The following is a 24,004-nucleotide window of genomic DNA, read 5'->3' on the forward strand; positions in this document are numbered from 1 at the left end:
ATGGGCAAGATCCTGATCCGTGGTGCGAAGGTGCTCGGCGGCGAGCCGCAGGACGTGCTGGTCGACGGCGAGCTGATCGAGGCGGTCGGCACCGGTCTGCCGTCCGAGGGCGCCGAGGTCGTCGACGCCGACGGCAGGGTGCTGCTGCCCGGCCTCGTCGACCTGCACACCCATCTGCGCGAGCCCGGCCGCGAGGACTCCGAGACGGTCCTGACCGGTACCCGAGCCGCGGCGAGCGGCGGCTACACGGCCGTGTTCGCCATGGCCAACACCTTCCCGGTCGCCGACACCGCCGGTGTGGTCGAGCAGGTCTACCGGCTCGGCCAGGAGCACGGCTACTGCGACGTGCAGCCCATCGGCGCCGTCACCGTCGGCCTGGAGGGCAGGAAACTCGCCGAGCTGGGCGCCATGCACGAGTCGGCCGCCGGTGTCACCGTCTTCTCCGACGACGGCAAGTGCGTCGACGACGCGGTGATCATGCGCCGGGCGCTGGAGTACGTGAAGGCCTTCGGCGGAGTCGTCGCCCAGCACGCCCAGGAGCCGCGCCTCACCGAGGGCGCCCAGATGAACGAAGGCGTCGTCTCGGCCGAACTGGGGCTCGGCGGCTGGCCCGCGGTGGCCGAGGAATCGATCATCGCCCGGGATGTCCTGCTCGCCGAGCACGTCGGCTCCCGCGTCCACATCTGCCACCTCTCGACCGCCGGCTCCGTCGAGATCGTCCGCTGGGCCAAGTCCCGCGGCATCGACGTCACCGCCGAGGTCACCCCGCACCACCTCCTCCTCACCGACGAGCTGGTCCGCACGTACGACCCGGTCTACAAGGTCAACCCGCCGCTGCGCACCGAGCGGGACGTGCGGGCGCTGCGCGAGGCGCTCGCCGACGGGACGATCGACATCGTCGCCACCGACCACGCCCCGCACCCGCACGAGGACAAGGACTGCGAGTGGGCCGCGGCCGCCATGGGCATGGTCGGCCTGGAGACCGCGCTGTCGGTGGTCCAGGAGACGATGGTCGAGACCGGACTGCTCGACTGGGCAGGCGTCGCCGACCGCATGTCCGTCAGGCCCGCCGCGATCGGCCGGGCCGCCGGCCACGGCCGTCCCGTCTCGGCAGGTGAGCCCGCCAACCTCACCCTCGTCGACACCGCATACCGTGGGTCGGTGGACCCCGCGGGCTTCGCCTCCCGCAGCCGCAACACCCCCTACGAGGGCCGTGAGCTGCCGGGCCGTGTCACGCACACGTGGCTCCGGGGCAAGGCCACGCTCGTCGACGGGAAGCTCACGTGACACCTCAGCATCCGACGTACCTCGCCGCCGTGGAGAAGTCCGCCCCGGTGACCGACTGGGCCGCCCGTATCGGCTGGCTCGTCGGCCTCGCCCTCTTCGTCGTGCTCGTCTACTGGCTGATGCGCGAGGGCTGGAAGTGGCGCGGCACCCTCCAGGGCGACCTGCCGGAGCTGCCCACCGCGCCGGAGGACCCGGGTCCGGTGAGACTGGCCATGAGCGGCCGCTACCACGGTTCCACCACCGCCGGTCAGTGGCTGGACCGCATCGTCGCGCACGGCCTGGGCACCCGGAGCCGGGCCGAGCTGACCCTGACGGAGGCGGGCGTGGAGGTCGTACGGCCCGGCGCCACCGACTTCTTCATCCCGGTCGGCGCGCTGCGCGAGGCCCTGCTCGGCAAGGGCATCGCCGGGAAGGTGCTCAGCGAGGGCGGACTGCTCGTCATCACCTGGGAGCACGGCTCCAAGCTGATCGACTCCGGCTTCCGCTCCGACCGCGCGGCCGAGCACACCGAGTGGGTCGAGACCCTGAACAGCATGATCAACGAGACGGAAGGCGCACGATGACCACCTCCACCAGGGGAGCCGACAGGGCTCCCGCCGTACTCGTCCTGGAGGACGGCCGGATCTTCCGCGGTCGCGCCTACGGGGCCGTGGGGGTGACCTTCGGCGAGGCCGTCTTCTCCACCGGCATGACCGGCTACCAGGAGACCCTCACCGATCCGTCGTACCACCGCCAGGTCGTCGTGATGACCGCCCCGCACGTCGGCAACACCGGCGTCAACGACGAGGACTTCGAGTCGAAGCGGATCTGGGTCGCCGGTTACGTGGTGCGCGACCCCGCGCGCACGCCGTCCAACTGGCGCTCCCAGCGCTCCCTCGACGACGAACTGCGCTCCCAGGGCGTCGTCGGCATCTCCGGCATCGACACCCGCGCACTCACCCGCCATCTGCGCGAGCGCGGCGCCATGCGCGTCGGCATCTTCTCCGGCACCGGCACCGTCCGGTCCGACGAGGCGATGCTGGCCGAGGTCCGCCAGGCCCCCCAGATGACGGGCGCCGACCTGTCCGCCGAGGTCGCGACCAAGGAGGCGTACGTCGTCCCCGCGATCGGTGAGAGGAAGTTCACCGTCGCCACCGTCGACCTCGGCATCAAGGGCATGACCCCGCACCGCATGGCCGAGCGCGGCATCGAGGTGCACGTCCTGCCGGCCACCGCGACCGTCGAGGACATCTACGCCGTCCGGCCCGACGGCGTATTCTTCTCCAACGGCCCCGGCGACCCGGCCACCGCCGACCACCCGGTCGCCCTGATGCGCGCCGTCCTGGAGCGCGGCACCCCGCTCTTCGGCATCTGCTTCGGCAACCAGATCCTGGGCCGCGCGCTCGGCTTCGGCACGTACAAGCTGAAGTACGGCCACCGGGGCATCAACCAGCCCGTGCAGGACCGTTCGACCGGCAAGGTCGAGGTCACCGCACACAACCACGGCTTCGCCGTCGACGCGCCCCTCGACCAGGTCTCCGAGACCCCCTACGGCCGTGCCGAGGTCTCCCACGTCTGCCTCAACGACCAGGTCGTCGAGGGGCTGCGGCTGCTCGACCGGCCGGCCTTCAGCGTCCAGTACCACCCCGAGGCGGCGGCCGGCCCGCACGACGCCGCCTACCTGTTCGACCGCTTCACGTCGTTGATGAACACCGTCCCCATGGAGGGCCAGCGTGCCTAAGCGCTCCGATATCCAGTCCGTCCTGGTCATCGGCTCCGGCCCGATCGTCATCGGCCAGGCCGCCGAGTTCGACTACTCCGGCACCCAGGCCTGCCGCGTCCTGCGCGCCGAGGGCCTCCGCGTCATCCTGGTCAACTCCAACCCGGCGACGATCATGACCGACCCGGAGATCGCCGACGCCACCTACGTCGAGCCGATCACCCCGGACTTCGTCGAGAAGATCATCGCCAAGGAGCGGCCGGACGCCCTGCTGCCCACCCTCGGCGGCCAGACGGCGCTCAACACCGCGATCTCCCTGCATGCGGCGGGGACCCTGGAGAAGTACGGCGTCGAGCTCATCGGCGCCAACGTCGAGGCCATCAACAAGGGCGAGGACCGCGAACTCTTCAAGGGCGTCGTCGAGGCCGTACGCCAGAAGATCGGCCACGGCGAGTCGGCCCGCTCGGTCATCTGCCACTCCATGGACGACGTACTCGGCGGTGTCGAGACGCTCGGCGGCTACCCGGTCGTCGTCCGCCCCTCCTTCACCATGGGCGGCGCCGGCTCCGGCTTCGCCCACAACGAGGAGGAACTGCGCCGGATCGCCGGCCAGGGCCTCACGCTCTCGCCCACCACCGAGGTGCTCCTGGAGGAGTCCATCCTCGGCTGGAAGGAGTACGAGCTGGAGCTGATGCGCGACAGGAACGACAACGTCGTGGTCGTCTGCTCCATCGAGAACTTCGACCCCATGGGCGTGCACACCGGCGACTCGATCACCGTGGCCCCGGCGATGACGCTGACCGACCGCGAGTACCAGATCCTGCGGGACATCGGCATCGCCGTGATCCGCGAGGTCGGCGTCGACACCGGCGGCTGCAACATCCAGTTCGCGGTGAACCCCGAGGACGGCCGGGTCATCGTCATCGAGATGAACCCGCGCGTCTCGCGCTCCTCGGCCCTCGCCTCCAAGGCGACCGGCTTCCCGATCGCCAAGATCGCCGCCAAGCTGGCCGTCGGCTACACGCTCGACGAGATCCCGAACGACATCACCCGCGAGACCCCCGCCTCCTTCGAGCCGACCCTCGACTACGTGGTCGTCAAGGCGCCCCGTTTCGCCTTCGAGAAGTTCCCCTCCGCCGACTCGACCCTCACCACCACCATGAAGTCGGTCGGCGAGGCCATGGCGATCGGCCGCAACTTCACCGAGGCCTTCCAGAAGGCGCTGCGCTCCCTGGAGAAGAAGGGCAGCCAGTTCACGTTCGTCCGGGAGCCCGGCGAGAAGACCCGGCTGCTGGAGGAGGCCGGACGGCCCACCGACGGCCGGATCAACAGCGTGATGCAGGCCATCCGGGCCGGCGCCACCCGGGAGGAGGTCTTCGACCACACGAAGATCGACCCCTGGTTCGTGGACCAGCTCTTCCTGATCAAGGAGATCGCCGACGACCTGGCCGCCGCCGACCGCCTCGACGTCGACCTGCTCGCCGAGGCCAAGCGGCACGGCTTCTCCGACCAGCAGATCGCCGAGATCCGCGGCCTGCGCGAGGACGTCGTCCGCGAGGTGCGGCACGCCCTCGGTATCCGCCCGGTCTACAAGACGGTCGACACCTGCGCCGCCGAGTTCGCCGCGAAGACGCCGTACTTCTACTCCTCCTACGACGAGGAGAGCGAGGTCGCCCCGCGCGAGAAGCCCGCGGTCATCATCCTGGGCTCCGGCCCCAACCGCATCGGCCAGGGCATCGAGTTCGACTACTCCTGTGTCCACGCCTCCTTCGCGCTCAGCGACGCCGGCTACGAGACCGTGATGGTCAACTGCAACCCCGAGACCGTCTCCACGGACTACGACACCTCCGACCGGCTCTACTTCGAGCCGCTCACCCTGGAGGACGTGCTGGAGATCGTCCACGCGGAGCAGCAGGCCGGACCGGTCGCCGGCGTCATCGTGCAGCTGGGCGGCCAGACCCCGCTCGGCCTCGCCCAGGCGCTCAAGGACAACGGCGTCCCGGTCGTCGGCACGCCCCCCGAGGCGATCCACGCCGCCGAGGACCGCGGCGCCTTCGGCCAGGTCCTCGCGGAGGCCGGCCTGCCCGCCCCCAAGCACGGCACCGCCACCACCTTCGCCGGCGCCAAGGCCATCGCCGACGAGATCGGCTACCCGGTCCTCGTCCGCCCGTCGTACGTCCTCGGCGGCCGCGGCATGGAGATCGTCTACGACGAGACCCGGCTGGAGTCCTACATCGCGGAGTCCACCGAGATCAGCCCCTCCCGGCCGGTCCTGGTCGACCGCTTCCTCGACGACGCGATCGAGATCGACGTGGACGCCCTCTACGACGGCCACGAGCTCTACCTCGGCGGTGTCATGGAGCACATCGAGGAGGCCGGCATCCACTCCGGCGACTCGGCCTGCGCGCTGCCGCCGATCACCCTGGGCGGCTTCGACATCAAGCGGCTGCGGGCTTCGACGGAGGCCATCGCCAAGGGCGTCGGCGTCCGGGGCCTGATCAACATCCAGTTCGCGATGGCCGGCGACATCCTCTACGTCCTGGAGGCCAACCCGCGCGCCTCGCGTACCGTCCCCTTCACCTCGAAGGCGACCGCGGTACCACTGGCGAAGGCCGCCGCCCGGATCTCGCTGGGCGCGACCGTCGCCGAACTGCGCGCCGAGGGGCTGCTCCCGGCCCACGGCGACGGCGGCGAACTGCCGCTCGACGCGCCGATCTCCGTCAAGGAGGCCGTCATGCCGTGGTCGCGCTTCCGCGACATCCACGGCCGCGGAGTCGACACCGTGCTCGGCCCGGAGATGCGCTCCACCGGCGAGGTCATGGGCATCGACTCCGTCTTCGGCACGGCGTACGCCAAGTCCCAGGCGGCCGCCTACGGCCCGCTGCCCACCAAGGGCCGCGCCTTCATCTCGGTCGCCAACCGCGACAAGCGGTCGATGATCTTCCCGGCGCGCGAACTGGTCGCCCACGGCTTCGAACTGCTCGCCACGTCCGGCACGGCCGAGGTACTCAGGCGCAACGGCATCAACGCGACGGTCGTCCGCAAGCAGTCCGAGGGCCCCGGCCCCAACGGCGAGAAGACCATCGTCCAGCTCATCCACGACGGCGAGGTCGACCTCATCGTCAACACCCCCTACGGCACCGGCGGCCGCCTCGACGGCTACGAGATCCGTACGGCGGCCGTGGCCCGGTCCGTGCCCTGCCTGACGACGGTCCAGGCGCTCGCCGCCGCCGTCCAGGGCATCGACGCCCTCAACCACGGCGACGTCGGCGTCCGCTCGCTCCAGGAACACGCCGAACACCTGACAGCGGCCCGCGGCTAGCGCGCTGGGGAGGGGGACACCGGCAACGGTGTCCCCCTCCTTCTTGCTCCTTCTTGCCCGCCGTCGCCCACCCGCACTTCAAGAGGACCCAGTGATGTACAAGCTCTTCTTCCGTCTGGTGTTCCAGCGGATGGACCCGGAGAAGGCCCATCACCTCGCCTTCCGCTGGATCCGGCTCGCCGCCCGCCTCCCCGTCCTGCGCACGTTCCTCGCCGCCGCCCTCGCGCCCCGCTACGAGGAGCTGCGGACCGAGGCGTTCGGACTGCGCATGCACGGTCCGTTCGGGCTCGCGGCCGGCTTCGACAAGAACGCGGTCGCCATCGACGGCATGTCGATGCTCGGTTTCGACCATGTCGAGATCGGCACGGTGACCGGCGAGCCGCAGCCCGGCAACCCCGGGAAACGGCTCTTCCGGCTCGTGCCGGACCGGGCCCTCGTCAACCGCATGGGCTTCAACAACGAGGGCTCCGCCGCGGTGGCGGCCCGGCTGGCGGCCCGGGAGGCCGTCTTCAGGACCGTCGTCGGCGTCAACATCGGCAAGACCAAGGTCGTACCGGAGGAGGAGGCCGTCGGCGACTACGTGAAGTCGGCCGAACGGCTCGCCCGGCACGCCGACTACCTCGTCGTGAACGTCTCGTCGCCCAACACGCCCGGCTTGCGCGACCTCCAGGCGACCGAGACGCTGCGCCCCCTGCTCACCGCCGTCCGCGAGGCGGCCGACCGTACGGTGAGCGGCCGCCGGGTCCCGCTGCTGGTGAAGATCGCCCCCGACCTCGCCGACGAGGACGTCGACGCGGTCGCCGACCTCGCCGTCGAACTCGGCCTGGACGGCATCATCGCCACCAACACCACCATCGCGCGCGAGGAACTCGGGCTGACCGCCGCGCCCGCCCTCGTCAAGGAGACCGGCGGCCTGTCCGGGGCTCCGCTGAAGGCCCGCTCCCTGGAGGTGCTGCGCCGCCTCTACGCGCGCGTGGGCGACCGCGTCACGCTCGTGGGAGTCGGCGGCGTCGAGGACGCCGAGGACGTCTGGCAGCGCATCCTGGCGGGCGCCACCCTCGTCCAGGGCTACAGCGCCTTCATCTATGAAGGACCCCTCTGGGGCCGGGCCGTCCACAAGGGGCTCGCCGCCCGCCTGCGCACGAGCCCGTACGCCACCCTCGCCGACGCGGTCGGCGCCGACGTGAGGAAGCCCGCATGAGCGCTCTGGACCCCTTCGGCGCCCGCCTGCGCCGTGCCATGGACGAGCGCGGCCCGCTCTGCGTCGGCATCGACCCGCACGCGTCGCTGCTCGCCGAGTGGGGCCTGGACGACTCCATCGCCGGCCTGGAGCGGTTCAGCCGCACGGTCGTCGAGGCGCTGGCCGACCGCGTCGCCGTACTGAAACCGCAGAGCGCGTTCTTCGAGCGCTTCGGCTCGCGCGGCGTCGCCGTCCTGGAGAAGTCGGTCGAGGAGGCCAGGGCGGCCGGCGCGCTGGTCGTGATGGACGCCAAGCGCGGCGACATCGGCTCGACCATGGCCGCCTACGCCGAGGCGTTCCTGCGGGAGGGCGCCCCGCTCTTCTCGGACGCGCTCACGGTCTCGCCGTATCTCGGCTACGGCTCGCTCGCCCCGGCGGTCGCGCTGGCGCGGGAGAGCGGCGCGGGCCTGTTCGTGCTGGCGCTGACCTCCAACCCGGAGGGCGGCGAAATCCAGCACGCGGTCCGCGCCGACGGACGGAACGTCGGAGCGACGGTGCTTGCGCATCTGGCGGCCGAGAACGCGGGGGAGGAGCCGCTGGGTTCCTTCGGGGCGGTCGTCGGCGCCACCCTCGGCGATCTGTCCTCGTACGACCTGGACGTCAACGGTCCGCTCCTGGCGCCCGGGATCGGCGCCCAGGGGGCCACTCCGGCGGACCTGCCGGAGGTCTTCGGGGCCGCGGTGCGCAATGTCGTGCCGAACGTCAGCCGGGGTGTTCTGCGTCACGGTCCCGACGCGGGCGCGCTCAGGTCGGCCGCGGAGCGCTTCGCGGACGAGATCCGGGTCGCGGTCGCCGCGGTCTGAGGTGTTCGAACGGGTCGGTCCAGTCCTCCGATGAGTGGCCGCGGACCGACTCGATTCTGAATACATCCTCAAATCCCGGGCGTTATGTCGGGAATGACCGGCCTCGCAGAGGCTGACCAGGACTTTTCCTCTGTTCTCGCTGACTCCGGCGGAGTTGGCCGCTAGTCTCCGACGAGAGTCAACGGGCAAGCGTGTTGCTCGTGGCTCCCCAGGTGTGGGGCGACTAGGTTCCTCACCGGTCCGTATCCGACAGTTCGACATCCGAGGTGACGTAGGCGTGGCTCTTCCGCCCCTTACCCCTGAACAGCGCGCAGCCGCGCTCGAAAAGGCCGCCGCGGCTCGCCGGGAGCGGGCCGAGGTCAAGAATCGACTCAAGCACTCCGGCGCCTCCCTGCACGACGTCATCAAGCAGGGCCAGGAGAACGACGTCATCGGCAAGATGAAGGTCTCCGCCCTGCTTGAGTCCCTGCCGGGCGTGGGCAAGGTCCGCGCCAAGCAGATCATGGAGCGACTCGGCATCTCCGAGAGCCGCCGTGTGCGTGGTCTCGGCTCCAACCAGATCGCTTCTCTGGAGCGTGAGTTCGGCAGCACCGGCTCCTGAGTGCCGGGGTGTCCGGGGCTCGGCGTCCCGGACACCCCGGAATTGCTGGAATAATCGCCGCATGGCTGCAACATTCCGGGGGACGACCCCCGAGCCCCCGGACGTAGGTCCGCGGCTGACCGTGCTCTCCGGCCCCTCCGGGGTCGGCAAGAGCACGGTCGTCGCGCATATGCGCAAGGAACACCCCGAGGTCTGGCTCTCGGTGTCGGCGACGACCCGCAGGCCCCGCCCCGGGGAGAAGCACGGAGTCCACTACTTCTTCGTCACCGACGAGGAGATGGACAAGCTGATCGCCAACGGCGAGCTGCTGGAGTGGGCCGAGTTCGCGGGCAACCGCTACGGCACGCCCCGGGCGGCCGTCCTGGAGCACCTGGAGTCCGGTGCGCCGGTACTCCTGGAGATCGACCTCCAGGGCGCCCGCCAGGTCCGCGAGTCCATGGCCGAGGCGCGGTTGGTGTTCCTGGCCCCGCCCTCCTGGGAGGAGCTGGTGCGCCGGCTCACCGGACGGGGCACCGAGCCGCCCGAGGTGATCGAGCGCCGTCTGGCCGCGGCCAGGGTCGAGCTGGCGGCGGAGCCCGAGTTCGATGTGACCCTGGTCAACACCTCCGTCGAGGACGTGGCACGCGAGCTGCTAGCCTTGACGGAAGTTGTGTGATCGTTTCGATCCCATTCCCCCTTTCGGAAGGCAGAGCGTGTCCTCTTCCATCACCGCGCCCGAGGGCATCATCAACCCTCCGATCGACGAGCTCCTCGAGGCCACCGACTCGAAGTACAGCCTCGTGATCTACGCCGCCAAGCGCGCCCGTCAGATCAACGCGTACTACTCGCAGCTCGGTGAGGGCCTCCTCGAGTACGTCGGTCCGCTCGTCGACACCCACGTGCACGAGAAGCCGCTCTCCATCGCCCTGCGCGAGATCAACGCGGGTCTGCTGACCTCCGAGGCGGTCGAGGGTCCGGCGACCTGACGGTTCGACGCCGTGAGGCGTACGCGGGCAGTGCGGACAGTCGTCCCCGCGGACCGCAACAATTCTGTCCACAGGCCCGGCAGCGCGACTGCCGGGCCTGCGGTGTGTCATGGAGTCGATGGACTCGTACGTTTTCCGAACTCGGGGAGAGACGGTGGACAAGCCCAAGGTCGTGCTGGGGATCAGCGGTGGCATCGCCGCGTACAAGGCCTGTGAGCTGCTGCGCAGACTGACGGAGTCGGGTCACGACGTCCAGGTCGTCCCCACCGCCTCGGCCCTGCACTTCGTCGGCGCCGCCACCTGGTCCGCGCTCTCCGGGCACCCGGTGTCGACCGAGGTGTGGGACGGCGTCCACGAGGTCCCGCACGTGCGCATCGGACAGCAGGCCGACCTGGTGGTGGCGGCCCCCGCCACCGCCGACCTGCTCGCCAGAGCGGCCCACGGTCTGGCCGACGACCTGCTGACCAACACCCTGCTCACCGCCCGCTGTCCGGTCGTCTTCGCACCGGCCATGCACACGGAGATGTGGGAACACCCCGCCACCCGGGAGAACGTGGCGACCCTGCGCCGCCGCGGCGCGCTCGTCATCGAACCCGCCGTCGGCCGGCTGACCGGCGCCGACACGGGCAAGGGGCGGCTGCCCGACCCGGCCGAGATCTTCGAGGTCTGCCGCCGGGTCCTCGCGCGGGGCGTCACCGCGCCCGACCTCACGGGCCGCCATGTCGTCGTCAGCGCGGGCGGCACCCGCGAACCCCTCGACCCGGTCCGCTTCCTCGGCAACCGCTCCTCCGGCAAACAGGGCTACGCGCTGGCCCGTACGGCGGCGGCCCGGGGCGCCCGGGTCACCCTGATCGCGGCGAACACGGCACTGCCGGACCCGGCGGGCGTGGACATCGTCCCGGTCGGCACCGCCGTCCAGCTGCGGGAGGCCGTCCTGAAGGCCGCGGCGGACGCGGACGCGGTCGTCATGGCGGCGGCCGTCGCCGACTTCCGCCCGGCGGAGTACGCGACCGGCAAGATCAAGAAGAAGGACGGCCAGGAGCCCGAGCCGGTGGTCCTGGTGCGGAATCCGGACATCCTCGCGGAGATCTCGTCCGACCGGCCCCGGCCCGGCCAGGTGATCGTCGGGTTCGCCGCGGAGACGGACGACGTCCTCGCCAACGGCCGCGCCAAACTGACCCGCAAGGGGTGCGATCTGCTGGTGGTGAACGAGGTGGGGGAGCGCAGAACCTTCGGCTCGGAGGAGAACGAGGCGGTGGTGCTGGGCGCCGACGGCGGCGAGACGCCCGTGCCGTACGGGCCGAAGGAAGCCCTGGCCGAAACCGTGTGGGACCTGGTGGCGGAACGTCTGGGCTGAATGTTTCATTCGTCTCTCGGCTTCCCGAAGCCGCCATTTTGGCGCGTGGCGACCCTGGCGGACACGGCAGGGCAGCGGGCAGAATGCCCGTGCCGCAGGTCACAGCGCTTCCGAGCAGCGAGACAGGAAGGCCGCCGACCGACCGCGACCGATAAACTGTTCCTGGACGACGCCGGGCGCAGCCCCCGTCCCGTCCGCCAATGATCAGCCAGCAGCCGCTGCAACCTCAGGGAGCGTTGTGTCCCGTCGTCTTTTCACCTCGGAGTCCGTGACCGAAGGACATCCCGACAAGATCGCTGACCAGATCAGCGACACCATTCTCGACGCGCTTCTGCGGGAGGACCCGACGTCCCGGGTCGCCGTGGAGACGTTGATCACCACCGGTCTGGTGCATGTGGCCGGAGAGGTCACCACCAAGACGTACGCGCCGATTCCGCAGCTGGTCCGCGAGAAGATCCTGGAGATCGGCTACGACTCCTCGAAGAAGGGCTTCGACGGCGCCTCCTGCGGTGTGTCGGTGTCGATCGGGGCGCAGTCCCCGGACATCGCGCAGGGCGTCGACACGGCGTACGAGAACCGGGTCGAGGGCGACGACGACGAGCTGGACCGTCAGGGCGCCGGTGACCAGGGCCTGATGTTCGGCTACGCGACGGACGAGACGCCGACGCTGATGCCGCTGCCGATCTTCCTCGCGCACCGCCTGTCCAAGCGCCTCTCCGATGTCCGCAAGAACGGGACGATCCCCTACCTGCGTCCCGACGGAAAGACCCAGGTCACCATCGAGTACGACGGTGACAAGGCGGTCCGGCTGGACACGGTGGTCGTCTCCTCGCAGCACGCGAGCGACATCGACCTGGAGTCGCTGCTGACCCCGGACATCCGCGAGTTCGTCGTGGAGCCGGAGCTGAAGGCGCTGCTCGACGAGGGCATCAAGCTGGACACCGACGGCTACCGCCTGCTGGTCAACCCGACCGGGCGTTTCGAGATCGGCGGCCCGATGGGCGACGCCGGCCTCACCGGCCGCAAGATCATCATCGACACGTACGGCGGCATGGCCCGCCACGGCGGCGGTGCCTTCTCGGGCAAGGACCCCTCGAAGGTGGACCGTTCGGCGGCGTACGCGATGCGCTGGGTCGCCAAGAACGTGGTGGCGGCCGGGCTCGCCTCGCGCTGCGAGGTCCAGGTGGCGTACGCCATCGGCAAGGCCGAGCCGGTCGGTCTCTTCGTCGAGACCTTCGGCACCGCCAAGGTCGACACCGAGAAGATCGAGAAGGCGATCGACGAGGTCTTCGACCTCCGTCCGGCCGCCATCATCCGCGACCTCGACCTGCTCCGCCCGATCTACGCCCAGACGGCGGCCTACGGTCACTTCGGCCGCGAACTCCCCGACTTCACCTGGGAGCGCACCGACCGCGTGGACGCCCTGCGCACGGCGGCGGGCCTGTAGGTCCCAGCGCCGTACCCGCACGCACCGACGAAGTCCGGTCTCCCGTCGGGGGGCCGGACTTCGGCGTTGCGGGGCGCAGGAACAGCCCGCGACGGACGCGGCGGGCGGCCGGTTCCCGGGCGGCCGCGCGACGGGCGCCGCCCGTCGTTGTCAGTGCCGTGCGGTAAAAATGCAGGTGTGAGCGGCGAGGACGGGGACCGGGACGGCGGTGCGGAGGGTGCGCCGCCGGAGCAGCTTGCGCTCATCCGGGAGAGCGTGCGGCAGGCCAAGGGCCCCCGCGCCAAGCCCCGGACCTGGCGGGGGGCGGCGCTCGCCGAGCGGCTGCCCGTCGCCCGGGTGCTGGTCGACAAGGGCGTCCTGCACCTCGACCGCTACTTCGACTACGCCGTGCCCGAGGAACTCGACGCCGACGCGCAGCCCGGGGTGCGGGTCCGGGTGCGGTTCGGGGCCGGGCGGCACCGGGTGCGGGACGGGCGCCGCGAGGGCGGGGGACTCATCGACGGCTTCCTCGTGGAGCGGCTCCCCGAGTCCGACTACGCCGGGCCGCTCGCCGCACTGGCCCAGGTCGTCTCACCGGAGCGCGTGCTGAGCGAGGAACTCCTCGGACTCGCCCGCGCCGTCGCCGACCGGTACGCCGGAAGCCTCGCCGACGTGCTCCAACTGGCCGTGCCGCCGCGCAGCGCCCGGGCCGAACAGAAACCGTCGCCCGCCCCGCTGCCGGTGCCGGAGGCGCCCGCCGTGGGGACCTGGGCGCGGTACGAGCGGGGGGCCGGGTTCCTGGAGGCGCTCGCCACGGGAGGTGCGCCGAGGGCCGTGTGGAACGCGCTGCCCGGACCCGAGTGGTGCGAGGAACTGGCGCGGGCCGTCGCCGCGACGCTCGCGTCCGGGCGCGGAGCGCTCGTCGTCGTCCCGGACGGACGGGCCGCCGCCCGGGTCGACGCCGCGCTGACGGCCCTGCTCGGTACGGGACACCACGCGCTGCTCACCGCCGAGGCCGGGCCCGAGAAGCGGTACCGGCAGTGGCTGGCCGTCCGGCGGGGCTCCGTGCGCGCGGTGGTGGGGACCCGGGCCGCGATGTTCGCCCCGGTCCGCGCTCTCGGACTCGTCGCGATCTGGGAGGACGGGGACGACAGCCACAGCGAGCAGCACGCCCCGCAGCCGCACGCGCGCGAAGTGCTGCTGCTCCGGGCGGCGCAGGACAAGTGCGCTTTCCTGCTGGGGAGTTGGAGCTGCACGGTGGAGGCCGCACAGCTGGTGGAGAGCGGCTGGGCCGGACCGCTGGTCGCCGTTCGCGAGCAGGTGCGGCAGTCGGCTCCGCTGGTGCGGACGGTGGGGGACGGGGACCTCGCGCGGGACGAGGCCGCCCGGGCCGCCCGGCTGCCCACGCTGGCCTGGCAGGCCGTGCGGGAGGGGCTGAAGCACGGGCCCGTACTGGTACAGGTGCCCCGGCGCGGATACGTGCCGCGGATGGCCTGCGCCCAGTGCCGGGCGGCGGCGCGCTGCCGGCACTGCGCCGGCCCGCTGGAGGCGCACGACGCCGGGGCGCTGGGTTGCGCCTGGTGCGGTCGCGCGGAGACCGCGTGGCACTGCCCCGAGTGCGGGGGGTTCCGGCTGCGCGCCCAGATCGTCGGGGCGCGGCGGACGGCCGAGGAGCTGGGGCGGGCGTTCCCGGCGGTGCCGGTGCGCACGTCGGGGCGCGAGCAGGTGCTGGACACGGTGCCGGGGACGCCCGCGCTGGTGGTCAGCACCCCCGGGGCCGAGCCGGTCGCCGACGGGGGGTACGCGGCGGCCCTGTTGCTCGACGGCTGGGCCATGGTCGGACGGCCGGACCTGCGGGCCGGGGAGGACGCGCTGCGGCGGTGGATCGGGGCGAGCGCGCTGGTGCGGCCGCAGGGTGCCGGGGGGACGGTGGTCGTGGTCGCGGAGCCCACGTTGCGGCCGGTGCAGGCGCTGGTGCGGTGGGATCCCGTCGGGCACGCGGTGCGGGAACTCTCCGAGCGGGCGGAGCTGGGGTTTCCGCCGGTGTCACGGATGGCCGCGGTCACCGGGTCAGGGGAGGCGGTGGCAGACTTCCTCGCTGCGGTCGAACTGCCCCCGGATGCCCAGGTGTTGGGGCCGGTGCCGGTCGCGGACGCGGTGATCGGGCGCCCGAGACGCGCGGGCGGGCCGCCGCTCGGGGAGCACTGGGAGCGGGCTCTGGTGCGGGTACGCCCGGGGAGCGGGGCCGCGTTGGCCGCCGCGCTGAAGGCCGCGCAGGCGGCCCGGATGGCCAGGGGCGGCGACGAACCGGTGCGGGTGCGGATCGATCCCCCGGACATCGGCTGACGGCCGCCCGCGGTGGGCCGCGCACCTTGATCGGGTCTGCGTCGTCCGCCCAACCCCCTTCCGTGCAAAGCCCGTTGACCGTCCTCACGAGGCTGACCTCCGCGCGTGCCCATAACAACAGCTGCCTCCCGGTCGCACTCCGGGAGGCAGTCGAGGCAGTCGAGACAAGTAGGCGGTGGGGGTGGTGCGGAGGGGCTTCCGGCGGGACTCAGCCGTTGCGCGGGCCGGGGAACGCCGTCGGCCTGGCTTCCTCGCGGAGGGTGGTGGGGCTGCCGGCCGTCGGCTGGGCGGGCATGGAGCGGGCCGCCGGGACCGTGGGCATCGTGGGCATCGGGGGGAGGCCGGTGTTGACGCCGACCGGGCGGGTCACCGCGGCCTCGGTCGTGCGCTCGGCGTCGGCCGCGGCCTGGGCGGCGGCACGCCGGGCACCGTAACGGCGGTGCACCGCCTGCTTGGTGACCCCGAGGGCCGAACCGACCGCGTCCCACGAGAAGCCGAGCGAGCGGTCGAAGTCCACGGCGGCGGTGACCAGGGTCTCGACGCTGTCCCGCAGTTCCTGGGCGAGCCGGACCGTCGGGGCGGGAGCACGCCCGTAGACGACGAAGCCCGTGGAGGGGCCCGAGCGGCGCGGGCGGTAGACGTTGCCCAGCTGGGCGGTGAGTGTGCGCAGTGCGTCCACCTGCCGGCGGACCCGCTCGATGTCCCGCACCAGCAAGTGCAGGCTGGCCCGAGCCTGGGCGTCGTGGGTTGCGTGGTCGGCCATGAACAAGCCTCTCGAACAGGCGTTGAAAAGGATCGGGCCGCGCGCTCGCGGCCCGCTGTGGTCAACTCTTTCTTGACCAACGCGGATTCGCTCCGCTGGTCACGCAGCGGGGGCGTACGGACATGTGCGTACGCCCTCCCCGCTGCCCGCGCACTACCTGTCCGACCGCCTCGGGCGGCCGTGCCGTCGGGGCCATAGACTGGTGCGCTGCCCGCAGTCGTTCCGCCCGAGAGGCCCGAACCCACCCATGAAGCTGGTCTTCGCCGGTACCCCCGAGGTCGCCGTTCCCGCCCTGGACGCCCTGATCGCCTCCGGGCGGCACGAGGTGGCCGCCGTCGTCACGCGCCCCGACGCGCCGGCCGGGCGCGGGCGCAGGCTGGTCGCGAGTCCCGTCGCCGAGCGGGCCGCCGAGGCGGGGATCGAGGTGCTCAGGCCCCTCAAGCCCAAGGACCCGGAGTTCCTCGAGCGGCTGCGGGAGATCGCCCCCGACTGCTGCCCCGTCGTCGCCTACGGCGCCCTGCTGCCCCGGGTCGCCCTCGACATCCCCGCGCACGGCTGGGTCAACCTGCACTTCTCGCTGCTGCCCGCCTGGCGCGGCGCCGCCCCCGTGCAGCACTCCGTCATGTCCGGGGACGAGATCACCGGCGCCTCCACCTTCCTCATCGAGGAGGGACTCGACTCCGGGCCCGTCTACGGCACCGTCACCGAGGAGATCCGGCCCACCGACACCAGCGGCGACCTCCTCACCCGACTCGCGTTCGCCGGCTCCGGCCTGCTCGCCGCGACCATGGACGGCATCGAGGACGGCACCCTGAAGGCCGTACCGCAGCCGCACGACGGCGTCACCCTCGCCCCGAAGATCAGTGTCGAGGACGCCAGGATCGACTGGACCGCGCCCGCCCTGCGGGTCGACCGGGTGGTGCGCGGTTGCACGCCCGCCCCCGGCGCCTGGACCGTCTTCCGGGGCGAGCGGCTCAAGCTCGTCCACGTCGTGCCGGTCCCCGGGCGGGACGACCTCGCGCCCGGCGCGCTCGCCGCCGGCAAGAACAACGTGTACGTCGGCACCGGTTCGTACGCCGTCGAGCTGCTGTGGGTGCAGGCCCAGGGCAAGAAGCCGATGCGCGCGGCGGACTGGGCCCGCGGGGCGCGGATCGCCGACGGCGAGAGCCTCGGAGGCGGTCTCGCGGGCTGACTCCCCGCGCACGGGCCCGGCGGTGCGACGTAGGCTGGGCGCACATCTCGGCCAGAAAACCGGAGCACCTTTTTCGTGAGCGAGCAGTCCGCCCGGCCCCGTAAACCGGGCAAGCCCTACCGCCGGCCCCAGAAGGACCCCGTCCGTTTCCTCGCCTTCGAAGCGCTGCGGGCGGTGGACGAACGGGACGCGTACGCCAACCTCGTGCTGCCGCCGCTGCTGCGCAAGGCGCGCGAGAAGGAGGGGCCGGAGAAGTTCGACGCCCGGGACGCGGCGCTCGCGACCGAGCTGGTCTACGGGACGCTGCGCCGGCAGGGCACGTACGACGCGATCATCTCGGCCTGTGTCGACCGGCCGCTGCGCGAGGTCGACCCGCCGGTGTTGGACGTGCTGAGCCTCGGCGTGCACCAGTTGCTGGGAACGCGCATCCCGACCCACGCGGCCGTCTCCGCCTCCGTCGAGCTGGCCCGGGTCGTCCTCGGCGACGGACGGGCCAAGTTCGTCAACGCCGTGCTGCGGAAGGTCGCGCAGGACGATCTCGACACCTGGATCGAGCGGGTGGCACCGCCCTACGACGAGGACCCCGAGGACCATCTCGCCGTCGTGCACTCGCACCCGCGGTGGGTGGTCTCCGCGCTGTGGGACTCGCTGGGCGGCGGCCGGACCGGCATCGAGGAGTTGCTGGCGGCCGACAACGAACGGCCCGAGGTGACCCTCGTCGCCCGCCCCGGCCGGGCCACCACGGACGAGCTGCTCCGCGAGGAGGCCGCGCTGCCGGGCCGCTGGTCGCCGTATGCCGTGCGGCTCAGTGAGGGCGGTGAGCCCGGTGCCGTCGACGCCGTGCGCCAGGGCCGGGCGGGGGTGCAGGACGAGGGCAGTCAGCTCGTCGCGCTCGCGCTGGCCAACGCCCCGCTGGACGGCCCCGACGAGAAGTGGCTCGACGGGTGCGCCGGGCCCGGCGGCAAGGCCGCCCTGCTCGCCGCGCTCGCCGCCGGGCGCGGCGCCGCGCTGCTCGCCGCCGAGAAGCTGCCGCACCGCGCGAGCCTGGTCGCGAAGACGCTCGCCGGGAACCCCGGGCCCTACCAGGTCATCGCCGCCGACGGAACCCGGCCGCCGTGGCTCCCCGGCACCTTCGACCGGGTGCTGATGGACGTGCCCTGCACGGGTCTCGGCGCGCTGCGCCGGCGCCCCGAGGCGCGCTGGCGGCGCCGCCCGGAGGATCTGGAGAGATTCGCGCCGCTGCAAAGGGAGTTGCTGCGCACCGCGCTCGACTCCGTACGGGTCGGCGGGGTCGTCGGGTACGCCACCTGCTCGCCCCACCTCGCCGAGACGCGGGCGGTGGTGGACGACGTCCTCAAGCAGTACCCGCACACCGAACTGATCGACGCCCGCCCGCTCCTGCCGGACGTGCCGGCGCTGGGCGAGGGGCCCGACGTACAGCTGTGGCCGCACCTGCACGGGACCGACGCCATGTACCTGGCGCTCGTCCGCCGGACCGGCTGACCCACAGGTGAGTGGTGCGCCGGGGCGGACCCCGGTGGCGTCTGATGCGCGCCCGGAGCGGCCGACCCGGCATCGGGGCGAACAACCGTCCCCAGTCGTGGCAGGCTTGGGGCATGGCCGTGCAGATCAACCCCAGCATCCTGTCCGCCGACTTCGCCCGTCTCGCCGAGGAGGCGAAGGCGGTCGAAGGGGCGGACTGGCTCCATGTCGACGTCATGGACAACCACTTCGTGCCGAACCTCACGCTCGGGGTGCCCGTCGTGGAGTCACTGGCGCGGGCGACGGACACCCCGCTGGACTGCCATCTGATGATCGCGGACGTCGACCGGTGGGCACCGCAGTACGTCGAGGCGGGCGCCTCCTCCGTCACCTTCCACGTCGAGGCGGCCGCCGCACCCGTGCGGCTCGCCCGGGAGATCCGGGCGAAGGGGGCCCGTGCCTCCATGGCGCTCAAGCCGGCGACGCCGATCGAGCCGTACGAGGATCTGCTGCCCGAGCTGGACATGCTGCTGATCATGACCGTCGAGCCGGGCTTCGGCGGCCAGGCGTTCCTCGACATCATGCTGCCGAAGATCCGCCGGACCCGGGAGCTGATCGGCAAGCACGGACTCGACCTCTGGCTCCAGGTCGACGGAGGGGTTTCGGCGTCGACGATCGAGCGGTGCGCGGAGGCGGGGGCGGATGTGTTCGTCGCCGGTTCGGCCGTCTACGGGGCATCGGACCCGGCCCAGGCGGTACGTGCACTGCGCACCCAGGCGGAGGCGGTCACTGCCAAGGCGTCCTGGGCGTGCGACCACTGAACGGCAGGTATATGAACGGCGGCCTTCGAGGCTGATCAAATGCGCCGCATCTGCGAGGATGAACGGCGTATCCAGAGTGTGAACAGCAGTGAGGAGAACGCCGTGTCGGGTATGTCGGCGGGCCGGTCAGCCATGCGGATGGGACCCGCTGAGCTGGTGCAGGCGGCGGCCATGGCCCGCCGCTTCTACCTGGAGGGCAAATCCAAGATCCAGATCGCCGAGGAGTTCGGCGTCAGCCGCTTCAAGGTGGCCCGGGTCCTGGAGACCGCTCTCGAACGGGATCTCGTCCGGATCGAGATCCGGGTGCCGGCCGAGCTGGACGCGGAGCGCTCCGACGCGCTGCGCGCCCGCTACGGTCTGCGGCACGCCGTCGTGGTGGAGTCCCCGGCCGACGCCGAGGAGTCGCCCGACCCCGAGAACCTCGGCGAGGTCGCTGCCGACCTGCTCGGCGAACTGGTGGACGAGGGCGCTGTGCTGGGCCTCGCCTGGGGCCGGTCCACCATTCACATGGCGGCCGCCCTCGACCGGCTGCCGCCTTGCACGGTCGTCCAGCTGACGGGGGTGTACGACGCCGGGACCGCCGAGCGCGGCTCGGTCGAGGCGGTACGGCGGGCGGCGCAGGTGTCGGGCGGCGACGCCCACCCCATCTACGCGCCGATGCTGCTGCCGGACGCGGCGACCGCGGTGGCGCTGCGCCACCAGACGGGGATCGCCCGGGCCTTCGAGTACTTCGACAAGGTCACCGTCGCCTGTGTCTCCATCGGCTCCTGGGAGCCGGGCATCTCCACGGTGTACGACATGCTCAGCGATGAGGAGCGGGCCCACTACTCCACCCTGGGTGTCGCCGCCGAGACGTCCGCCCACCTCTTCGACGCCGAGGGCCGCCGGGTCGGCCGGGACCTGGGCGAGCGGTGCATCACCGTCAAGGCGGACCAGTTGCGCCGTATCCCCGAGGTGGTCGCGATCGCGGGCGGGCAGCGGAAGGCGGCGGCGATCGACGCCGTCCTGCGGTCCGGGCTCGTCACCAGCCTGGTGACGGACACGTCCGCCGCGGACTATCTGATGACGGCGGGCAGCCCGCCCAAGTCGGCGCTCAGCCGCACCGACCCCGACGGCCCCTGACCCACACCGGCGCCGTCCGGCCGTGGTGGCATCCGCGTGATGCCACCACGGCCGGACCTCGGGATGAACCTCCGCCGTGGCGGGCCGCGTTGACCGTAGACACCAATGCCGGCCGGGCAACTCTCGTCACGCAGAACCGCGTTGACTTTCTGCGCCTGGCCCGGGTCGCGAGCGGCCCGCCCTGGTACGCGAGTTCACCCACCGCATCCGCTCCCGGCCGGTGCGGCGAGAGTGCGTGCATGGCGTCACGACGGGGCGACTGTTGCCCCTTGCGGCACTAGCGCGCCGCGGGCTCCTCGTGCGCGGCGGCTCGTCCTCGGAGGGTGACGAGGGCCAGCAGCGCGGAGAAGAGGGCGGCCGTGCCGCAGACGACGAAGCCCACGGAGTAGCCGTGGCCGAGGGCGTCCAGCGCGAGCGGATGCAGGTCGGCCAGTTTCGGCGAGGCCGCCGAGGCGCCGTTGACCGCCAGCGGGCCGCCCTCCTCCAGTACGGCCGTGCCCGCGCCCTTCAGCGCCGGGGGCAGCGCGGAGCCGTGCAGTGAGGTGGAGAAGCTGCCGGCCGCGCGGCTCAGGGCCACGGCGCCGATGACGGCCGGGCCGAGGGTGAAGCCGAAGTCGCGCAGCAGGTTGGTGGTGGCGCTCGCCATGCCCGCCAGGTGTACGGGCACGGTGTTGACGGCGGTCGCGGTGATCGACGACACGGTGATCGCGAAGCCGAGGCCGACCAGGCCGAGCGGCAGGATCAGCGAGGTGAAGGCGGTGTCGGTGATCGGGAGGGTGGCCGCCCAGTAGTCGCCCGCACCGATCAGCAGCAGCCCCGCCCCCAGCAGCAGCCCCGGCGCCACGGTCCTCAGCAGCCGCTCGGTCAGCGGCAGCATCACCAGCGCGATCCCGTTGAGCAGGACGAACGCCAGGGCCGTCCGCATCGGTGCCTGGTCCTGCACCGGGCCGAGGCGGATGCTGACCGAGTAGGCGGTGCCGAGGAAGGCGAACATGCCGACCACCGCCACGACCGAGGCCACCGCGAAGGCCCGGTTGCCGAACAGGTCCAGGCGCAGCAGCGGGGACTTGGCGCGCTTCTCGGCCAGGACGAACGCGGCCAGGAACACGGCCGCCAGGACGAAGGCGAGAACGATCGAGGGGGAGGCCCAGCCGTCCGTCGGGCCCTGGATGATCGCGTAGAGCAGCGAGAAGAGGCCCAGACCGATACTGAGCTGACCCGCGATGTCGAGTGAACGCCCTTCTGGCGCACTGGAGTTGACGGCGAACAGGGCGCTGACGGCGGCGCTCGCCGCGGCGACGGCGGTGACCACCACGAAGGACCAGCGCCACGAGCCGTAGGTGGCGGTGACGCCGCCGAGCAGCGGGGCGAGGAAGCCGCCGGTGGAGAGCAGGGCGGCCCACATCGCGATGACCCGGGCGCGTTGCGCGGGCGAGGTGGTGCCGGCCGCCAGGATGGCGAGCGAGGTCGGGAAGAGCGCCGCCGCGCCCAGCCCGGCCAGGGCCTGTCCGGTCCAGAGCTGGTGGATGCCGGAGGCGGTGGCGCTGACCAGTTCGCCCGCGGCCAGCAGCAGGGCGCCGCCGACCAGCAGGCGTTTGCGGCCGAAGAGGTCACCGAGCAGGCCGAAGGTCAGCTCCAGTACGGCGACCGGGAGCAGGAAGGCGTCGGAGATCCAGGTGAGCTGGGAGCCGACCGGGTGCAGGTCGGACTGGAACAGCCCGTTGAGGGTGGCCGGTATGGCCAGGCCGATCTGGGCGAGGCAGACGGCGAGGAGACCGGCGACCAGGGTGCCTGTGGCCAGGCCCCGTCCGGTGGCGGTCGGCGCGGTGGGTTCGGTCGTCATCGACACGGTGGACTCCTGGGGCGTGCGGGCTGCTGCGGGGTGACGGCGGGGTGACGGCGGGGTGATGGCGGGCTCGGGGTCGGCGACCACCGGTCGGACGGCTCGGCCGGTGGTCGGTGAGGGCGGCACGGCCGAGGCCCCACGACTCGGCGCCCGCCTGGGGTGGGCGGGCGCTGAGAATGTAGGTCTCTTTTTTTATGGCCGTCAATAGATTGACCAATAATGGGACAGCCGGGTCCCCGGAGTGGGCGCACGGAGCCCGCGGGCTCAGCCCAGCGTCAGGGTGTCGAGCAGCCGGGCCGCGGCGCGCGCCGCCGGGCGCTCCCAGCGGCTGGCCAGGCCGCGGAAGACGGTCTCCGCCTCCGCGGCGGGCCAGTCCCCGGGCAGGTGCTCGGCGGGCAGATGCGGGTCCCGTCGGACCAGATCCAGCCAGTCGGTGTGGAGCAGGAGCTGGCCGGCGAGCTCGTCGCCGGAGGCCGCGGCGGGCAGCGGGTCGGTGCGGTCCCAGCGCTCCAGGAACGCCCGGTACCTCGCCCCGATGGCCGGGACGTCGAAGGCCTGCTCCAGCACCTGGCGCACGTCGGTCGGCGACTCCACCTCCGCCCGGAACACCCGCAGGTGCGCCTCCAGCCCGAGACCCGCCACCATCTCGCGGACGTCGACGCGCGCCGGGGCCACCCACATGCCGTTCTGCAGCGGGCCGAAGCCCGCCCAGAGCAGGCGGGAGCGCAGGTCGTGCCGTTCGCGGCTCCACGCCTCGGGCAGCGAGAAGCCGACCATCGTCCACCGGCCGTCCCAGTCCCGGTTCACCGCGCCGGTGCGCCAGATCCGGTCCCGGCCGTCCGTCAGTACCTGAACGGCGTGCGGGGTCAGCCCGAAGTAGGTCTTGCGGCCCTGGCGGCTGCGTTCCAGCAGGCCGCGTTTGACCATCCGGTTGAGGGTGGTCCGGACCGCCTCCTCGGTGTTGCCCAGCCGTCCGAGCGCGGCGATCACGCTGCCCGTCGACACGGCGATGGGCCGCCCCAGCACATGAGCGCCGAAGAAGGTGAGCATCAGGGACTGGGTGCGCGGCTCGGGACCGCTCTCGGCGGTGGCTCCGGCGGCGACATCGACACTGGTCACCGGCACAGCGTAGGCCGGTACGGGGCGACCTCCGCCGTCGACCCGCGAACCGTGTCACTTCCGTGACGGCGATCGACGTAAAGAACAAGGTCGGTGCGGGGCGTATGTCAGGGGAGGTGCGCGGGCGCCGGACCGGGGCATCAGAAGGTAGGTTGCGGAGGCGATCGCGGCTCAACAGGGCGCGCGCGCCCGCGCATTGTCACCGGACAGGGCGGCCGGATCCACTCCACCGGTGATCACTACAAGTCGTTCGGGGTGGTACGGAGATGACGGAACTCGTGGTCACGCTCGACCTCCACGGGGTCAGGGACAAGGACGGCCTGATGGACCGCTGCGTCCGCGCGCTGGAGCTGCCCGACTGGTTCGGCCGCAATTGGGACGCCCTCGCCGACTCCCTCACCGACCACTCCGTCTGGCCCGAGGCCGCCGCCGAGCAGGGGCTGTGGATCGTCGTACGGAACTGGCACGGGTACGCGAAGGCGCGGCCCGAGGAGTGGGCGACCGCCCTCGACGTGTTCGGTGGGGCGGTGGACCTGGTACCCGGGCTCGCCGTCCTGCTCGCCGTCGGAGGTTCCTCCAAGGACGCCTCTGACCTGCCTGGATGATGGTACGG

At 72.2% G+C, this 24,004-nt stretch carries 20 protein-coding genes; 17 read left to right on the top strand and 3 right to left on the bottom strand.

The genetic code is table 11. The features are described from left to right. The 12 genes from ABZT12_RS10575 (at position 1) to ABZT12_RS10630 (ending at position 15,046) form a co-directional block, all read left to right on the top strand. On the top strand, positions 1–1,287 hold the full coding sequence (locus tag ABZT12_RS10575) for a dihydroorotase (protein ID WP_356380594.1): 1,287 nt from the start codon (positions 1–3) through the stop codon (positions 1,285–1,287). Next, a complete protein-coding gene (locus tag ABZT12_RS10580) occupies positions 1,284–1,850 on the top strand; it encodes a hypothetical protein (protein WP_356380597.1) in 567 nt (188 codons plus the stop codon). The genes ABZT12_RS10575 and ABZT12_RS10580 overlap by 4 nt, the downstream gene beginning before the upstream one ends. Beyond that, complete coding sequence (gene carA / locus ABZT12_RS10585; RefSeq protein WP_356380600.1) at positions 1,847–3,007, top strand: glutamine-hydrolyzing carbamoyl-phosphate synthase small subunit; 1,161 nt, start codon at positions 1,847–1,849, stop codon at positions 3,005–3,007. Before ABZT12_RS10580 ends, carA begins: the two co-directional genes overlap by 4 nt. Next, a complete protein-coding gene (carB, locus tag ABZT12_RS10590) occupies positions 3,000–6,308 on the top strand; it encodes a carbamoyl-phosphate synthase large subunit (protein ID WP_356380603.1) in 3,309 nt (1,102 codons plus the stop codon). The genes carA and carB overlap by 8 nt, the downstream gene beginning before the upstream one ends. A 94-nt stretch (positions 6,309–6,402) precedes the next feature. Then, positions 6,403–7,509, top strand: coding sequence for a quinone-dependent dihydroorotate dehydrogenase (locus ABZT12_RS10595; RefSeq protein ID WP_356380606.1), 1,107 nt, complete (start codon positions 6,403–6,405; stop codon positions 7,507–7,509). After that, on the top strand, positions 7,506–8,351 hold the full coding sequence (gene pyrF / locus ABZT12_RS10600) for an orotidine-5'-phosphate decarboxylase (RefSeq protein WP_356380609.1): 846 nt from the start codon (positions 7,506–7,508) through the stop codon (positions 8,349–8,351). Before ABZT12_RS10595 ends, pyrF begins: the two co-directional genes overlap by 4 nt. 277 nt (positions 8,352–8,628) lie before the next feature. Further along, positions 8,629–8,952 (top strand): integration host factor, encoded by a 324-nt coding sequence (locus ABZT12_RS10605; RefSeq protein WP_019059734.1) that lies wholly within the window; start codon positions 8,629–8,631, stop codon positions 8,950–8,952. Between the two features lie 61 nt (positions 8,953–9,013). Next, positions 9,014–9,607 carry a guanylate kinase gene (gmk, locus tag ABZT12_RS10610; protein WP_356380612.1) on the top strand — a complete coding sequence of 198 codons (594 nt, stop codon included), beginning with the start codon at positions 9,014–9,016 and terminating at the stop codon, positions 9,605–9,607. A gap of 37 nt (positions 9,608–9,644) precedes the next feature. After that, positions 9,645–9,917 carry a DNA-directed RNA polymerase subunit omega gene (rpoZ, locus tag ABZT12_RS10615; RefSeq protein WP_019059732.1) on the top strand — a complete coding sequence of 91 codons (273 nt, stop codon included), beginning with the start codon at positions 9,645–9,647 and terminating at the stop codon, positions 9,915–9,917. A 154-nt stretch (positions 9,918–10,071) separates the two neighbouring features. Beyond that, entirely contained in the window at positions 10,072–11,274 is a 1,203-nt protein-coding gene (gene coaBC, locus ABZT12_RS10620; protein ID WP_356380615.1) for a bifunctional phosphopantothenoylcysteine decarboxylase/phosphopantothenate--cysteine ligase CoaBC, read from the top strand. Between the two features lie 238 nt (positions 11,275–11,512). Next, entirely contained in the window at positions 11,513–12,721 is a 1,209-nt protein-coding gene (gene metK, locus ABZT12_RS10625) for a methionine adenosyltransferase (protein ID WP_356380619.1), read from the top strand. 177 nt (positions 12,722–12,898) lie between these two features. Next, positions 12,899–15,046 (top strand): primosomal protein N', encoded by a 2,148-nt coding sequence (locus tag ABZT12_RS10630; protein ID WP_356380622.1) that lies wholly within the window; start codon positions 12,899–12,901, stop codon positions 15,044–15,046. A 208-nt stretch (positions 15,047–15,254) separates the two neighbouring features. Here the strand turns inward: ABZT12_RS10630 and ABZT12_RS10635 are convergent, their stop codons facing one another. Beyond that, positions 15,255–15,809, bottom strand: a complete 555-nt coding sequence (locus ABZT12_RS10635; protein ID WP_356380625.1) for a hypothetical protein — start codon at positions 15,807–15,809, stop codon at positions 15,255–15,257. A gap of 247 nt (positions 15,810–16,056) precedes the next feature. Between ABZT12_RS10635 and fmt the strand changes: the two genes are divergently transcribed. The 4 genes from fmt to ABZT12_RS10655 all read left to right on the top strand — a co-directional run bounded on the left by fmt (position 16,057) and on the right by ABZT12_RS10655 (position 20,426). Continuing rightward, entirely contained in the window at positions 16,057–17,001 is a 945-nt protein-coding gene (gene fmt, locus ABZT12_RS10640; RefSeq protein ID WP_356380628.1) for a methionyl-tRNA formyltransferase, read from the top strand. A gap of 75 nt (positions 17,002–17,076) precedes the next feature. Beyond that, positions 17,077–18,504 carry a transcription antitermination factor NusB gene (locus ABZT12_RS10645; RefSeq protein WP_356380631.1) on the top strand — a complete coding sequence of 476 codons (1,428 nt, stop codon included), beginning with the start codon at positions 17,077–17,079 and terminating at the stop codon, positions 18,502–18,504. A gap of 113 nt (positions 18,505–18,617) precedes the next feature. Beyond that, on the top strand, positions 18,618–19,304 hold the full coding sequence (rpe, locus tag ABZT12_RS10650) for a ribulose-phosphate 3-epimerase (RefSeq protein ID WP_356380634.1): 687 nt from the start codon (positions 18,618–18,620) through the stop codon (positions 19,302–19,304). A gap of 78 nt (positions 19,305–19,382) precedes the next feature. Next, complete coding sequence (locus tag ABZT12_RS10655; RefSeq protein WP_356380871.1) at positions 19,383–20,426, top strand: sugar-binding domain-containing protein; 1,044 nt, start codon at positions 19,383–19,385, stop codon at positions 20,424–20,426. A 277-nt stretch (positions 20,427–20,703) separates the two neighbouring features. On the opposite strand, the gene ABZT12_RS10660 is transcribed toward ABZT12_RS10655, so the two are convergent. Together ABZT12_RS10660 and ABZT12_RS10665 are read right to left on the bottom strand one after the other, a co-directional pair. Next, a complete protein-coding gene (locus ABZT12_RS10660) occupies positions 20,704–22,269 on the bottom strand; it encodes an MFS transporter (RefSeq protein WP_356380637.1) in 1,566 nt (521 codons plus the stop codon). Positions 22,270–22,536: 267 nt separating this feature from the next. Beyond that, complete coding sequence (locus ABZT12_RS10665; protein WP_356380640.1) at positions 22,537–23,397, bottom strand: PaaX family transcriptional regulator C-terminal domain-containing protein; 861 nt, start codon at positions 23,395–23,397, stop codon at positions 22,537–22,539. 260 nt (positions 23,398–23,657) lie between these two features. Here ABZT12_RS10665 and ABZT12_RS10670 point away from each other — a divergent pair, with 260 nt between their 5' ends. Continuing rightward, positions 23,658–23,996, top strand: coding sequence for a barstar family protein (locus ABZT12_RS10670; protein WP_356380643.1), 339 nt, complete (start codon positions 23,658–23,660; stop codon positions 23,994–23,996). Positions 23,997–24,004 lie beyond the last annotated feature (8 nt).

This window comes from Streptomyces sp. NPDC005423 (assembly GCF_040606415.1).
GTDB lineage: Bacteria > Actinomycetota > Actinomycetes > Streptomycetales > Streptomycetaceae > Streptomyces.

Bases quoted from the DNA above. Each gene is read 5' to 3' on its own strand.
- ABZT12_RS10575 (WP_356380594.1), top strand. From the start codon at position 1: ATGGGCAAGATCCTGATCCGTGGTGCGAAGGTGCTCGGCGGCGAGCCG.
- carA (WP_356380600.1), top strand. From the start codon at position 1,847: ATGACCACCTCCACCAGGGGAGCCGACAGGGCTCCCGCCGTACTCGTC.
- ABZT12_RS10595 (WP_356380606.1), top strand. From the start codon at position 6,403: ATGTACAAGCTCTTCTTCCGTCTGGTGTTCCAGCGGATGGACCCGGAG.
- pyrF (WP_356380609.1), top strand. From the start codon at position 7,506: ATGAGCGCTCTGGACCCCTTCGGCGCCCGCCTGCGCCGTGCCATGGAC.
- gmk (WP_356380612.1), top strand. From the start codon at position 9,014: ATGGCTGCAACATTCCGGGGGACGACCCCCGAGCCCCCGGACGTAGGT.
- ABZT12_RS10635 (WP_356380625.1), bottom strand. From the start codon at position 15,809: ATGGCCGACCACGCAACCCACGACGCCCAGGCTCGGGCCAGCCTGCAC.
- fmt (WP_356380628.1), top strand. From the start codon at position 16,057: ATGAAGCTGGTCTTCGCCGGTACCCCCGAGGTCGCCGTTCCCGCCCTG.
- rpe (WP_356380634.1), top strand. From the start codon at position 18,618: ATGGCCGTGCAGATCAACCCCAGCATCCTGTCCGCCGACTTCGCCCGT.
- ABZT12_RS10660 (WP_356380637.1), bottom strand. From the start codon at position 22,269: ATGACGACCGAACCCACCGCGCCGACCGCCACCGGACGGGGCCTGGCC.
- ABZT12_RS10670 (WP_356380643.1), top strand. From the start codon at position 23,658: ATGACGGAACTCGTGGTCACGCTCGACCTCCACGGGGTCAGGGACAAG.